General features: G+C 62.7%; 13 protein-coding genes and 1 pseudogene. 8 read left to right on the top strand and 6 right to left on the bottom strand.

From position 1 onward, the window contains the following. Positions 1–350: 350 nt before the first annotated feature. Complete coding sequence (locus tag OKW39_RS12525; protein ID WP_429562795.1) at positions 351–1,415, top strand: glycosyltransferase family 4 protein; 1,065 nt, start codon at positions 351–353, stop codon at positions 1,413–1,415. Positions 1,416–1,714: 299 nt separating this feature from the next. On the opposite strand, the gene OKW39_RS12520 is transcribed toward OKW39_RS12525, so the two are convergent. Next, positions 1,715–2,017, bottom strand: coding sequence for an H-NS family nucleoid-associated regulatory protein (locus OKW39_RS12520; protein ID WP_013090908.1), 303 nt, complete (start codon positions 2,015–2,017; stop codon positions 1,715–1,717). Between the two features lie 287 nt (positions 2,018–2,304). Between OKW39_RS12520 and aqpZ the strand changes: the two genes are divergently transcribed. The 3 genes from aqpZ (at position 2,305) to OKW39_RS12505 (ending at position 4,568) form a co-directional block, all read left to right on the top strand. Next, complete coding sequence (gene aqpZ, locus OKW39_RS12515) at positions 2,305–3,045, top strand: aquaporin Z (protein WP_184065992.1); 741 nt, start codon at positions 2,305–2,307, stop codon at positions 3,043–3,045. 173 nt (positions 3,046–3,218) lie between these two features. After that, complete coding sequence (locus OKW39_RS12510; RefSeq protein WP_429562794.1) at positions 3,219–3,986, top strand: histidine phosphatase family protein; 768 nt, start codon at positions 3,219–3,221, stop codon at positions 3,984–3,986. A gap of 288 nt (positions 3,987–4,274) precedes the next feature. Next, entirely contained in the window at positions 4,275–4,568 is a 294-nt protein-coding gene (locus OKW39_RS12505) for a PXPV repeat protein (RefSeq protein WP_090802466.1), read from the top strand. A gap of 101 nt (positions 4,569–4,669) precedes the next feature. On the opposite strand, the gene OKW39_RS12500 is transcribed toward OKW39_RS12505, so the two are convergent. After that, positions 4,670–5,491 (bottom strand): Cof-type HAD-IIB family hydrolase, encoded by an 822-nt coding sequence (locus tag OKW39_RS12500; RefSeq protein WP_090802464.1) that lies wholly within the window; start codon positions 5,489–5,491, stop codon positions 4,670–4,672. A gap of 47 nt (positions 5,492–5,538) precedes the next feature. Next, positions 5,539–6,429 (bottom strand): BadF/BadG/BcrA/BcrD ATPase family protein, encoded by an 891-nt coding sequence (locus OKW39_RS12495; protein ID WP_090802463.1) that lies wholly within the window; start codon positions 6,427–6,429, stop codon positions 5,539–5,541. 140 nt (positions 6,430–6,569) lie between these two features. Here OKW39_RS12495 and OKW39_RS12490 point away from each other — a divergent pair, with 140 nt between their 5' ends. Both OKW39_RS12490 and OKW39_RS12485 read left to right on the top strand, forming a co-directional pair. Continuing rightward, positions 6,570–7,166 (top strand): DNA-3-methyladenine glycosylase I, encoded by a 597-nt coding sequence (locus tag OKW39_RS12490; RefSeq protein ID WP_090802461.1) that lies wholly within the window; start codon positions 6,570–6,572, stop codon positions 7,164–7,166. 162 nt (positions 7,167–7,328) lie between these two features. Continuing rightward, positions 7,329–7,753: pseudogene (locus OKW39_RS12485) on the top strand (hypothetical protein). Between the two features lie 101 nt (positions 7,754–7,854). Here OKW39_RS12485 and rpsU read toward each other — a convergent pair. After that, positions 7,855–8,067 (bottom strand): 30S ribosomal protein S21, encoded by a 213-nt coding sequence (gene rpsU, locus OKW39_RS12480; RefSeq protein ID WP_006050883.1) that lies wholly within the window; start codon positions 8,065–8,067, stop codon positions 7,855–7,857. 418 nt (positions 8,068–8,485) lie between these two features. Further along, a complete protein-coding gene (locus OKW39_RS12475; RefSeq protein WP_429562793.1) occupies positions 8,486–9,427 on the bottom strand; it encodes an aldo/keto reductase in 942 nt (313 codons plus the stop codon). A gap of 158 nt (positions 9,428–9,585) precedes the next feature. Between OKW39_RS12475 and OKW39_RS12470 the strand changes: the two genes are divergently transcribed. After that, positions 9,586–10,053 (top strand): hypothetical protein, encoded by a 468-nt coding sequence (locus tag OKW39_RS12470; RefSeq protein WP_429562792.1) that lies wholly within the window; start codon positions 9,586–9,588, stop codon positions 10,051–10,053. Between the two features lie 517 nt (positions 10,054–10,570). Here OKW39_RS12470 and OKW39_RS12465 read toward each other — a convergent pair. Continuing rightward, positions 10,571–14,005: a tetratricopeptide repeat protein gene (locus OKW39_RS12465; protein ID WP_429562791.1), complete on the bottom strand. Its 3,435-nt coding sequence runs from the start codon at positions 14,003–14,005 to the stop codon at positions 10,571–10,573. Between OKW39_RS12465 and OKW39_RS12460 the strand changes: the two genes are divergently transcribed. Next, positions 14,004–14,201 (top strand): hypothetical protein, encoded by a 198-nt coding sequence (locus OKW39_RS12460; protein ID WP_429562790.1) that lies wholly within the window; start codon positions 14,004–14,006, stop codon positions 14,199–14,201. The genes OKW39_RS12465 and OKW39_RS12460 overlap by 2 nt on opposite strands. Positions 14,202–14,204: the final 3 nt, after the last annotated feature.

Below are 14,204 nucleotides of genomic sequence, written 5' to 3'. Positions count from 1 at the left end.
TGTCGAGCCTGATTAAGTCGGTGGAATTACGCTTCCCGATGATGGGGACCTGTTGGCGGCTCGACCTTGCGCGGCAGCTGTAACGGTCGATGTTTCGCGCTGTAACAACATTAAGCGTTTGAAAAATAACTCGAATTACCGCGGTCGATCCCGATAATGAAGGCTAAGGGATTACCCGATAGCTATTTCGGAGCACCCTCGGGCGGGGCAAACCGCGCCCAACCGTCCGGTTAGGCAGACGTACCACGCGCCATTCAGCCGTGGTGCGAAGCCCCGGTAAGTATCAAAAATCCGCATGGGATCCGGGTCGGCGCCACAGCGCTAACTCTGATCGACACAGGAGAAAACGCATGCGAATCGCACAAGTCGCGCCGCTCTACGAAGCTGTCCCACCGAAACTCTATGGCGGCACCGAACGTGTCGTGTCGTATCTGACCGAAGCGCTGGTCGAGCTCGGCCATGACGTCACGCTGTTCGCGAGCGGCGACTCGGTCACGTCCGCCAATCTCGAGGCATGCTGGCCGCGCGCGCTGCGCCTCGATCCGACGATTCGCGATGCATTGGCGCCGCACGTGCTGATGATGGAAAAGGTCCGCAAGATCGCGCACGAGTTCGACGTGCTGCATTTTCATCTCGACTACCTGCCGTTCCCCCTGTTCACGACGATGGACACGCCGTTCGTGACCACGCTGCACGGTCGTCTCGACCTGCCGGAATTACAGCCGGTGTTCGACGCGTTCTCGCATGTGCCGGTCGTGTCGATTTCGGATTCGCAGCGTCTGCCGCTGCAGCAGGCCAACTGGCTCAGCACGATCTATCACGGTCTGCCGGACCAGTTGCTGACGCCGCAGCCGCACAAGAAGCCCGAATATCTCGCGTTCCTCGGCCGCATCTGCCCGGAAAAACGCGTCGATACAGCTATCAGGATCGCCGCGCAAAGCGGTCTGCCGCTGAAGATCGCCGCCAAGGTGGACAAGGTCGACATGGAGTACTTCAAGCGCGAGATCGAGCCGCTGCTGTCGATGGCGCATGTCGAGTTCGTCGGCGAGATCAACGAGGCGCAGAAACCCGAGTTTCTGTCGGGCGCGAAGGCGCTGCTGTTCCCGATCGACTGGTCCGAGCCGTTCGGCCTCGTGATGATCGAGTCGATGGCCTGCGGCACGCCGGTTATCGCGTTCAACCGCGGCTCCGTGCCTGAGGTGATCGACCACGGCGTGACCGGCTATATCGTCGAGGACGTGCAAGGCGCGGTAGCGGCTCTGCAGCGTCTCGACGAGCTGTCGCGCATCGAAATCCGCGCCCAGTTCGAACGCCGCTTCAGTTCGAAAACGATGGCGCAGAACTATATCGACGGCTATTCCGCCTTGATTGAAACGTCGCGGCGCCCGGTATTGCGCCAGGTCGCGGTCGGCTAGGCGCGCCTGAAAACGGCCGGCGCTTTTACGGCTGGCCGTTTTCGGCCCGCATTGAAGCGGCGCTGTGAACCTTCGCTTATAACGCCGCAATAGCGGCGAGTCCGGCATCGGAATCGTTTGCGCGAGCGAAAAACGAAGTCTTTTGGCTGCCGGACGGGAAAAAGCCGCCCTGTATGGGCGGCTTTTTTAATACAGGGATGGTTGCGCTTCCACGGTGGATTTGCGAGCGGCGAATAAGCCAAACAGCAAAGAAACCTTCAGACCGCCTTCACCTCGTCTCACATCAGGTCGGGCGAGCGTCACGCCGAGCCAATCAGAAATCGCTCGCGATTCTTGCCGACGATCCATTTGGGCGGCTTGCCGCGCCCGCTCCATGTATTGCCCGACTTCGGGTCCTGATATTTCGCCGGCAGCGGCGTCTTCTTGGGCGGGCGGCCGCGCTTGGCGGCGACCGCGAAACCGAGATCCTGCGCGGTCAGACCGTATTCGGCGATCTTTTGGCGGATGTCGGCGACGACATTGTCGATTTCCGTGCGTCGCGCTTCTTCTGCCTGTGCCTGCAATTTGGCAATCTGCGCCTTGAGGTCTGCATATTGAGACATTCGGTTCTCCCCTTTTCTAGAACTCATTCGACCGCAGACTAGCTGCAATTATAAAAATTCGCAATGGCGACTAATACCGGTTTAGCGAATTTTCCTCTGATAATTATTAAAGAGTGTGAATTGTAAAACCCGCGCTTTATCTCGCAATAGTTTATAAATTCTGTGCGGATTGACAATCTTTGACACTCAATTTGGCGCTGTCTGCCTAGAATTGCGCGCTCAAGGTACGTACTCGCCCTTTTCGATGCGTGCTTCTGAAGTACCCATTCTTTTTAGGATCACCAAAAATGCAGTTGTCAAAGCGCCTCGTTGCCGAATTGCTCGGCACCTTCTGGCTCGTGCTCGGAGGCTGCGGCAGCGCGGTCCTCGCCGCCAACTTCGCCGGGCCGGTTCACGGATTGGGCATCGGCTTCGTCGGCGTGTCGCTGGCCTTCGGCCTGACCGTGCTGACGATGGCTTTTGCGATTGGCCACATTTCAGGCTGCCACCTGAATCCGGCGGTGAGCGTCGGACTGGCCGTCGCCGGCCGATTTCCGGTGCGCGATCTTCTGCCCTATGTCGTCGCGCAGGTGGTCGGCGCGGTGCTCGGCGCATTCGTACTGTCGCTGATCGCGTCGGGCAAGCCTGGCTTCGACCTGGTCGCGAGCGGCTTCGCGACGAACGGTTACGGCGAGCAATCGCCGGGGCACTACTCGCTCGCCGCTGCCTTCATTTGCGAAGTGGTCATGACTGGCTTCTTCCTGTTCGTGATTCTCGGCGCGACCGACCGCCGCGCGCCGGCCGGCTTCGCGCCCATCGCGATCGGCCTGTGCCTGACGCTGATCCATCTGGTCTCGATTCCTGTCACCAACACGTCGGTCAATCCGGCGCGCTCGACGGGCCCGGCGCTATTCGTCGGCGGCGTGGCGATCGATCAGCTGTGGCTGTTCTGGGTTGCGCCGATCATCGGCGCGGTGATCGCAGGTGTCGTCTATCCGCTGATCGCCGAGGATCGCAGCAGCGATGCGCGCAAGCTGGCGCTCGACTGACGGCCAGTTCGACGCCCCGGTCTCGCGATCGTCGCGTAGTGGGTATGAATGGGCGCCTCGGCGCCCATTATTCATTGCGCTCGCCAATGCGATATGAATGCCGCGCCGGCCGCGTGCCGGTGGGCACCGCTGCTAGAATCGGGCGACTTCCCAGCCTCGCACAGGTGTTTTCGATGAACCGTTTCCGCGGATTCCTGCATGGCGTCGCACTGTCGCTCGGCGGCCTGTGCGCGAGCACGATGGCGTTGCCGGCCGCGTCCGCGGCGACGAACACGGCGACCGTCGTTGCGACCGCGGCCCCCGTTGTTGCCGCGGCGGGCGGCAATATCGAAACCCTCATATTCGTTCGACACGGCGAGAAACCCGCGCAGGGGTACGGCCAGCTAGACTGCCAGGGGCTCAACCGTGCGCTCGCGTTGCCGGCCGTGATCGCCGCCAAATTCGGCAAGCCCGATGCGATCTACGCACCCGACCCCGGCCAGCAAAAAGACGACGGCGGTCATCCGTACTATTACGTGCGCCCGCTCGCGACGATCGAACCGACCGCGATTCAATTCCAGATGCCGGTCCAAACACCGTACGGTTTTGCGCAGATCGACCAGCTCGGCAACGCGCTCGTCGACCCGGCCAATCGCGGCAAGCTGATCGTCGTTGCCTGGGAGCACAAGCTGATCGAGAAGCTGTTGCGGCAGATGTTGAGCACGCATGGCGGTCGCGCGGCCGACGTGCCGAAATGGCAAAGCGACGACTTCGACAGCATTTACATCGTCCGACTCGACTGGCAGAACGGCACGCCGCGCGCGAGCTTCAAACACGATCGCGAAGGGCTCGACGGGCGGGCAACCGATTGCCCTTGCGCGGCCTTGCCGGGAGTGTCGGCATCTTCGACAGGGGCGGCCTCTTCCGCAACTTCGGCCGCTTCGGCGCCCGCGGCGGATTAATTGAGCAATACAGATGTAAGCCGTGTTTACGTGCGCCGGCGCGGCAAGCGGCGTGCGTGCGCGACGAGCCGCCTGCCGGCTTGAATTGATCCGCCGCAAAGCCCCGTGCGGCGCGGCTGCAAGCGAAGTAAGGTATTTGCGCGCAACGTCCGCGCGAGCGTTTTTTTCTAGCTTCGATGACTTCGACGATGCTTGCAGTCCGTAACATCTGGTCGCAGTCCTGCCCGCCTCGAGTGCGTACATTGGTCCTGCGCGACAAACCTACGTCGCCTCACAGGAGAGACCAACATGAAACGCATCGTCACTCACTTGCTGGTTGCTGCCGGACTCGCGGCGGGCGCATGCGGTGTCGCGCAGGCGCATACGGATCTGAGCGTCGGCCTATCGCTCGGCGCCCCGGTTTATGCAGCGCCCGCGCGCGTCTACGCGGCGCCGGAGCCGGTGTATTACGGCGGCTGGGATCATCGCTACCCGCGCGGCGACTACTACCGCGACTATCACCGCGATGACCGGGGCTGGGGTCACGACAACCATCGCTGGGGTCATGACAATCGAGGCGAGCACCGCGGCTGGCGGGATTGACGAGCGCAAGCGGAGCGCACGCTGCGCGCTTCGGGAGCAACTTTTGCGGCCCGCATCCACGCGAGCGGATGCGGGCCGCTTTCAATCGCAGTGACCACGGTTCAAGATGCCAGTTCGTCGTTGAGCGCAAACAGTTTGCGCAGATGATGCGCAACGCCCGCCTCGAAATTGTTGCCGATGCGCGGCACATGCGGCAGACGGGTGATCAGATCGGGATTGGCGTTGTTCATCATGAATGGATGGCCGGCCGTCTCGAGCAGATCGATATCGTTCATGTTGTCGCCGAACGCGACGCAGTGCGACGCGTCGACACCGAGACGCTCGAGCACGATCTGCAGGGCGCGCCCCTTCGACACATTCGCGGTCATCACTTCGAGACAATCCGGCAATGAATACGTCACGTACAGTCGCTCGCCGAAGTCGCGTTCCAGATTGGCGGCCACCTGCGCGAGATCGGCGGGGTCGCCGATATACAGCGCCTTGGCAATGTCGACGCCATCGTGCTTCGGCAGGTCGGTCACTTCGTACGTGAAGCCGGAATCCTGGTGAAATTCCAGCAGATGGGGCGCGTCGCGGTCGATGAGCCACGCCTCGTCTGCAAACAGACTGACGATCACTCGACCATGCGCGCCGACAATTTCGGGCTGCACGAGACGCTGAACGATCGCCGGCGGCAAATCGTCGGCGTGGATCACCGTGTTGCCAGGCGCGTGAATGCGCGCGCCGTTCGAGGTGATCAGATACGGATTGATGCCGAGCAGATCGCGGATGCCCGCGACGTCGCAGTAATGCCGCCCGGTGGCGATCACGAACTGCAGCCCGTCGCTTTCGAGCTTGCGCACCGTGGCGACCGTGAACGGGTCTACCTGGTGATCGGCATTGAGCAGTGTGCCGTCGAGATCCGTGGCGATGACTTTATACATGGTGAGTCCGGCGGCTGAACCGTCGAGGCAGCGGCAAAGCGGGTATTTTACAGGTCTCCCCGAGCCAGCCGCTGCGCCTCGCGCCGCGCCAGTTGCAAGCCGCCATGCGCCGAATCCGCGCGCGGCTCGCGCAGGCGCGCCTGATACGCCTGCGGCACGTACTCGCGCAACGGCGTACCGAGCCCTCCGCATAACGCGACCGGCAGCGCGCCCGTCGCGTCCAGCGCGGCGATCATCTTGCCGACTTCGACGCCGGCCTCGCCGAGCAGCCGCGCCGCGAACGGATGTGCGCGGTGTTCGATCGCGATCGGCGCGAGCCGCGCGTAGGCAGTCTGATTGGCCGTGCACAGCCACACGACGAGACTGTCGCGATCCCGCGCGCCGGTATGCGCGAGCAGCGCTTGCGTGAGATCGTCGACGGCAACGCGGCCATCCAGCGCCTGTTGCGCGTGCACGATCAGCCGAAGGCCGAGCCATGCGCCGCTCGCTTCGTCGCCCGATGGAAAGCCGTAGCCGCTGGCCATGCGGAATTCGCCGTCGCTCGCGAGCGAAGCCGCGACGCTGCCGGTGCCGAGTGCGACGATCACGCCGGGCGCGCCGTCGTGCGCGCCGAGCAGGGTCGTGTAGGCGTCGGTTTCGACGGCCAGTCCGGCGAGCCGCGGCGCCTGCTGGTGAAACTCGGCGAGCCAGTCGCGATTGTTGACGCCCGCCAGTCCGCAACCGAGCACGCAGCGCGACCAGTCCAGCGCGACTCCGGCTCGCTGGAACGCTTCGCCGCAGGCGGCCTGAATGGACTGCCATGCGCGCGGGATGCCGAGCCCAAGGCCCGATGGGCCGCTTGCCGCTTGCACCAGTTCGCGGCCCTGCGCGTCGGCGAGCACGACGCGCGTGCCGGTGCCGCCGCCGTCGACGCCGATCAGAAAGAAGTCGTGGTTCATCGAATCGAATCAGTTCCGTGGGTGAATAACGCTTAGCGTGGCAGGTCAGTTTGAATCGCGCAATTAGCCGATTGGCCAGCTTGCGGCGTACACCGCTTCCGCTATGCTGGCGAACGACATGACCACGCGGGAGCGCGACAGTGACACAACGATGCAACTGGGTATCGAGCGAAGCGCTCGCACGGTACCACGACACCGAATGGGGTGTGCCCTCGCGCGACGACCAGCACCTGTTCGAGATGCTCGTGCTCGAAGGCGCGCAGGCCGGTTTGTCATGGTCGACGATCCTCAACAAGCGCATCGGCTACCGTCGTGCATTCGCCGACTTCGACATCGACAAGGTCGCGGCCTTCACGCCGAAGCGCGTGGATGCGCTCGTCGCCGATGAAAGCATCGTTCGACATCGCGGCAAAATCGAGGCGGCCATCCTGAACGCGCGCGCTGTGCAGCAGATTCAGGCCGAACATGGCTCGCTCGCGAACTTCGTGTGGTCATTCGTCGACGACACGCCGATTCAGAACGAATGGACTTCGTATAAGCATGCACCTGCGTCGACGGAAGTATCCGACGCGCTAAGCAAGGCGCTCAAGCGCTACGGCTGCAAATTTGTCGGTTCGACGATCTGCTACGCATTCATGCAGGCGATCGGCATGGTCAACGATCATGAGACGACCTGCATGTGTCGTGAGCGATGCGTGTCGCTGGGCAAGAAGGGGCGTGGTCGGAAGGCGAGGTGAGGCCACGGCGTCCGCGGGACGCGCAAACGCGTGAATTGGCGCCCTTTCATGCTCGTAGTCGGCCCTTCGTCGGACGACGCACGGCGGATACTCGTCGCCATGCGCTCAGGCGATGCGCGCTCAACAACAAATAACTACCGCCTCGGACGCGGGAGACCAACCATGAAAACACTTAGCTTCCTGACCCACCAGGACATTTACGATCAGTCCGTCTCGCATCTGTTCGAACAGAAACGCGCTGCATTGCTACTGAGGGCGTCGGCGCCTGCCGCGGCTATTGCGGCGGCTGCCCGGTCGGCACCCTGATCAAGCCGCGCGATTACATGACCGCAATGGAAGGCGTTCCGGTGCGCTTCATCGGCAAGCCACCGGCCGAAGTGCCCGCTTACATGGATGTCGGCTTGGCCGCGCTGAAAAAAGCGCTGCTTCGCGCCCGCATCAACGTATACGACCCGGTGACCATCGCCTTGCTCAGTTGCCTGCAAAACGTGCACGACGTGTTCGGCACATGGGAGTGGCACGACCGGCTGGGCTCGATCGCGCGCGAGTTCAGGCTGTCGGCCGAGCGGCTGAGGAGCGCGGCGTAACGGCTGCACGCAGGGGCAAAATCCGACGCTATGAAAGCAAAACGGCGATGTGGCTTCTTTCGAAGCCCACATCGCCGTTCGGCGTATCTAAAAAAGCGTGTTCAGTGCAGCTTTTTCGGCAGCATCTGGCTGCGCAGACGCTTGTGCAGGCGCTTAACAGCTGCTGCCTTCTTGCGCTTGCGAGCCGTGGTCGGCTTTTCGTACGACTGGCGTTCACGCAGTTCAGCGATCAGGCCATTCTTTTCGATTGCGCGACGAAAGCGGCGAATTGCCACTTCGAACGGCTCGTTTTCCTTCAGAAGAATCGTCGTCATGTAATTCCTAACTCAATCACTAGATACGGGTTTAATTGCATGGCGGTAACCGCTCAGGTCACCACTCACGCGCCGGCCCTCCGGTCGCTCCGATTCATGGCCAGTAACAGGCAAACGCGAGGCTGATAAACAACCCCGGCCAAACCACGAATGAAGCGAGAGGCAAAGCGGCCACGGAGGCCGGAAAAGAGAGGTGGGGAGTTCACCGCGGAACGCGGACAGACGTAATGCAAAAGCCGCGTCAGTTGCCGTTTCGCCAACCTTTCATCAACGAAGAACACTGACGAAACAGGCAAAGATCTCAATTCACTCCCGATCATATCAGGAAACTCTCCATCCTACCAGGGGTTTACCGATTGCGCCAGGCTATTCCCTGGCGCGGATCGCCGCCGCGTTGGCGGCCGAGGTGTTCGCCTTATCAGGCGCTCGCTTCGTCCAGCTCACGAATATCGTCGGCGGAGAGGGATAGCTGGACGGCCGCGACCAGGCTCTTCAACTGCTGGACCGAGGTTGCGCTCGCAATAGGGGCCGTAACGCTCGGGCGCGCGATCACCCATGCAAGCGCGATCGCGGCCGGCGTGCTGCCGTGCCGTTGCGCGACGCGGTCGAGCGCGCCGAGAATCCGCAAGCCGCGCCCGTTCAGGTATTTTTCGACCCGGCTCCCGCGCGCCTTGCCGGCCAGATCGGCCTCGCTGCGGTATTTGCCTGACAGGAACCCGCTCGCGAGGCTGTAATAAACGACCACGCCGAGATGATTCGCGAGCGCCACCGGCTCGCTGTCGCTCTCGTATTGCGCGCGGTCGTACAGGTTGTATTCGGGCTGCAGCAACTGATACCCGGGCAGCCCGTGCTCGTGCGATACCGCGAGCGCTTCCTCGACGCGCGCGCCACTATAGTTAGACGCGCCGATCACGCGCACCTTGCCCGCCTCGATCAGCTTCTGATACGCACCGAGCGTTTCGGCGAGCGGCGTCGCGGTGTCGTCGTCGTGGGAGAAATAGACGTCGATGTAATCGGTTTGCAGGCGGCGCAGCGAGTCTTCGACCGCCGCCTGGATATTTGCGGCCGATAGCCCCTTGCGCTGCGGATGCTTCGACACCTTGGTCGCGAGCACGATCCGCTCGCGCTTGCCGCTCTGATGGAACCACTTGCCGAGGATCGTCTCCGACTCGCCGCCCTGGTTGCCGGGCACCCAGGCCGAGTAGACATCGGCGGTGTCGATGAAATTGAGTCCGGCTTCAACGAACGCGTCGAGGATCGAGAAAGAGGTGGCTTCATCGGCCGTCCAGCCGAATACGTTGCCGCCGAACATGAGCGGGGCGACTTGCAACGAGGAAGTGCCGATCCTGCGTAGTTCCATGATGGCTCCAGGTATGAGTGGGCGAACGCAATGCGGGAAATGGCCGGGCAAACCCGGGACCGTTGAGCATACGCCGCCTTGCACTACGTTGCAGCCCCGGGCACGAAGGCTACGCCGCACGCCTCGCGCTTGAACGCGGTCGATGCATGGCGCTAAAGATGGCGCAACAGTTTGCGCGCGTCTCAAGTTTATTCAGAACACCGCTGGTGTTCACGAATGCCGCCGGCGGCAGCGTCACGAACAACCGCGACGCGGGCACGCGCGACGTGCAGGTGTCGGTCCCGCGGCAGATCACGATCATCGACAACGGTCAGACGCTGTTCCAGATCCAGAGCGTGCAGGCAGACGGCTCCGCCTACCTCGCCGCGGCCGGCTCGTCCAATCAGGGCAAGGGCACGTTAGGCACGTACACAGACGTCTCGGTAATTGTGGCCGGCTCCGTCTTGAGCGTCCCGATCTCGAGTACGCCCGAAGGACGGCGACGCGTTCAGCGTGACGCCCGGCAATGCGAGCGCCAACAGGCAACACGCCTGCGGGTACGGCGGCGTTCGATAACGCGCTCACGACGGGCGAGGCGCGGCTCTCCAACTCGTACTCGAACGTGGTCACGATCCTGGCTTCGGTAGGCGGAGGCGTCGCAGAAAACCTTCTCGTCCGCGCAGAACCCGTCGCTCTTCCAATACATCAATCCCTGGTGTGGGCGAGAGGCTGGCACACGCCGCCAGGCACACCAGCCTCCCCGCAAGCGCAGCCGCACAGCGCATATTTTTCAAGCGCGCTCCCAAAGCGCCCGCTGAGCCCCTTGGTCGTAGCGCCGCTGCCGCGCACCCCAGCTCCTCGACACATTCTCGCGCTGCTCGATGCGCTGCTGCCGGAATTGCGCGTCGGTCTCGTTTGGCGGGGCAAGCCGCAACATCACAACGACGCAAACCGGTCGTTGCCGGCGGTCGCATTGCTCGCGCAGCTCTGGCGGAAGAGGTGGTCGAGCGGGTGCGGGAGAAGTTGGCTAGTTGGCCCTCATTGAGTGCACGCCCATGGCTACGGGATACCATGCATTAGCACCGCCGATAGTCTGTCGCCTGAACTACTGCTCTACCCCACGTGCCCGCAACAAAGCTTTAGTTGACCGACCAGGCGCAATGGTCACTTCAGGAACGTGGACCATGCCTGGTGTTTGCGGTAGTACTGATCCTCCGCAGCATCCAGTCCGTTGTCCTTGTACCAGGGCAGATGCCTGCACGTGTACCGTCCACCGAAACGCACCGCAGCCAGATGAGTTTCGCGGCGGAAGTACCGCTTGTTGTAGACCGCAAAGGTCGTATCGATCGGCGCGCGAAAGATCGGGTCACCGTTGGCGCTCGCCGCGATCTGCTGTTGCCAGAAGCGTGCTTCCCAGTCGATCAGCCCATAGTTCTTCACGCCGTCCGACTGCATGATGGAGAGTGCTTTCTCGTCCATCAGCGCGGGTTGCGAGATGTCGAGAGCAAAGCCGGCCTTGCCGATTTTCAAAGCTTCCGTGGCGTCTATCAGGTCGAACAGGAAAGTATCGGGCAACTCGGGATTCAGTTCGAGATCGGGATCGGTAATGCAGAAAATGTCCGGCAGCCGGTGATAGATGACGTCTGAAAGCAAGAACGCGCGCGGCCCGACATTGTGGTCGAGCCGTGCGACGCTCACCGTATCCTGGATGCTGGCGAGGTAGTCGAGCATACCGGGGGCGCTCGATGCGTTGTCCACGACGATGAGATTGCGCAATCCTCTGCCTTGGAGCTGCGACACCATCCGGCGCAGATATGTGACGTTGTTAAAGGTCGGGATCAGAACCGGCACGTTGGCGATCAGGGCGCCGACTGGATGCCGGTATTGCCGGCTATCCGCCCTGAGCGCTGCCAGCTCGCTCGCTGGCTCAGCCCGGTCGACCGGCGCGATGCGCTCAAGATCGCTCACGTATTGTGAGACTCGGCTCAGTTCCTGGCGGATGTTCCTGTCGTTCGGCAGCAGAGTATTGGCCTTGCGCAAAGGCTCCAGTGCCTCAAAGGGTTTCCCTTGCTGCAGTAGCGACGTCGCCAGCATGTGCCATGCCTTGCCGATTTCTGGCAAGAGCGTGGTGAACTGGCGGGCTACAGCTTCGGCCTCGGCAAACTGCTGCTTGTCGAGCAGGAGCGTGAGCGTATCGACGAATTCACCGGCCAGCGCGGCGCGCTGCTCGGGCGACAGGCCTGCTGGGTTGTCCACGGCGGTGTGCGCATTGCTGACATGCGCCAGAACCTCGAAATGCTCAGGCTCCAGTCCGTCGCACCACCGCTGCCACATGGTGCGAAACGCGCGCGAGGCGGCGTTGGAGATCGCGCCGGCGTCGATCAGGACCGACTGTCTGCAGTACTCGCGCAGCTCGCCGCGCACTACCGCGAGCGCTTCGGGGTCGGCGGCCAGCGCGGCGCACTTGCGCACGAAGTCGTCCTTGTCCTGCGCAACGAAGGCTGAGTCGAGCCCGAGGTGCGAGAGCCACCCCGTGCTGCCGCGGCTCGCCATCGAAACGCCGGGCAGGGTCATGGTGGGCACGCCCATCCACAACGCTTGCATGGTCGTGGTCGAATTGCCGAAGGGCAACGTGTCGAGACAGACGTCGATCAGATTGTGCTGCTGCAGGTAAGTCGAGACATTCCCGCGCTGCAGAAAACTGATACGGCTCAAGTCGATCCCTTCGCTCGCGAACAGCCCGGTCAGCTTGTCCATCTGCTCCCGTGCCGTAATCGCGCCGATGACCATGCGCGAATCCGGTACCTCGCGCAGCACGCGTGCCCAGAGCGCCACGACTTCAGGCCCGATCTTGACGATGCGGCTGAAGCTGCCGAACGTGATGAAGCCGTTTTTCAGGGCAGGTAACTCGTTGACGTCCGGCGCTTGCGGGTGCGGCTTGAACGGCGCGAGCGCCGGCAGGAACACGAGCTTTTCCGAGAACTGGCGCTCGAATTGTTCGAGCGGCGTGACAAAACGGTCCGACAGGTAATAGTCGACGGCATCCAGGCCCGTCGTGGCCGGATTGCCGATCCAGCTCGCCTGGACCGGCGCCGGCTTGTGCGCGAAGGCCACGAGCCGGTTGCGGCCGGTATGGCCGGACAGGTCGATGAGGATATCGATGCCGTCGTCGCGGATCTTCTGCACGACTGCGTCGTCGCTCATGCCGAAGATTTCGCTCCACGTCTGCGCATGCGCACGAATCTGCTCGGTGAAGCCGTCGGTCACCGCGTAGTTCGAATAGATGTGCAGTGACAGACTCGAATCGAGCGCCAGATGCTCTAGCACCGACAGGAAGAAATACGCAACCGGGTGACCGAGCAGATCGCCGGAAACAAAACCGACTCGCAGGCGCCGCGACGGATCGCGGTCATTGGTGTGCCGGGGCCGACGCGCACGCAGCGGCGCTTCGTGGCGCGCTGCAAACTCGCGGAACTCCGCGAATGCGCTGAGCGCATCGAGGTCCGGCTTGTGCATCAGGTTGAACAGCAGGTTGCTGTGGGTTATCGCCTGCATCGGTGCCAGTTCGAGCGCACGGCGGAAGGCGGTTTCGGCTTCGTCGTACAGACCATGCTTGAGCAACAAGAGGGCAAGCGCGTCGTACTCGAGGGCGTCGTTCGGCGCCAGTTTCACGGCACGGCGGAGATGGACGATCCCCTCGGCGTACCGGCCCATCTCCTGTAAGGCGGTACCCAGGTTGCGATGTAGCACGGCGCTTTCGGGATATTTTTCGAGCGCTTGGCGGCAATGCGTTTCGGCTTGCTGATACTGGCGGGTGGTGATCAGCCCGTCAGTCAGCATCGTCCGGGCGGCAATGAAGTTGGGCAGCAAGCGGGCGGCGTGCTCGGCTGCCTCGACGGACTCGTTGTAGCGGCCCGTGCGTTGCAGGACACGCCCAAGTTCGTACCAGCATTCACCATGCGACGGATATTGATGCGTCAGGCGGCGGGACACATTCAGCGCCGCTTCGAATTTCCCGCTGTTGAAGAGATGCTGGAGCTGGCGCATCTCCTTGAGGCTTGCGCGGCGCGTATCGAGCTTCACGCGCTCGTCCGTATCGGATGCCGCAGGGGGGCGCGAGTCGCTCCCGCTCGCATCAGCCTCGGGAGCGGGAGCGGTCGCAGCCTCGGGCTCCGGCGTGGCCGGGAGCGGCGCTTCTTCCCCACTGATGCGCGCGTGCAGCATCTGGACGGCCGCCTCGGGCAGGCCTTGATGCCGCGCGAGGTCGAGCACGACGCGCGCCGCCTCGGTCTGCTGGCTGGCGACGAGGGCGTTGATGTAGTAGACCCAGATCTGCCCATTTTTCGGCATATGCCCAAGCGCCGCCTCGAAATGCGGCACTGCTTCGGAGGGCCGCCCCGTTTGCACGAGCAGCACGCCGAGGTGGTAGTGCGCGTCGGGGTGATCGCTCGCGGCCTCCAGGACGGAGGCATAGCGCGCGGCCGCCTCGTCATATTCCTGCTGGCGATGATGTTCGATCGCGCGCTGCATGGTGAGCGAAATGTCTTGATTCTGCTGCAATTTGGCAGCAGGTGTGGCGGTGCAGAGGAAGGCGGTCATGACGAAGGCGCGCGTACGCGTCAAGAACTCGGAACGTTCGAATTATGGGCGGCGGCCAATTACGCCGATCGTCCGAGCTAGCGCCAAAACGGCCGCCAATTTGCCTTCGATGAACTCTCAGGGCAAAGAAACGGAAAAGAAAAAGCCCGCACAAGGCGGGCCAGAGTACGCCATTGCGCCGCGAAGGACGCAATGAACC

This window comes from Paraburkholderia sp. MM6662-R1 (assembly GCF_050436245.1).
GTDB lineage: Bacteria > Pseudomonadota > Gammaproteobacteria > Burkholderiales > Burkholderiaceae > Paraburkholderia > Paraburkholderia tuberum.
Note: the sequence above shows the minus strand (reverse complement) of the source record. Positions and strands in the feature narration are given on the sequence as shown.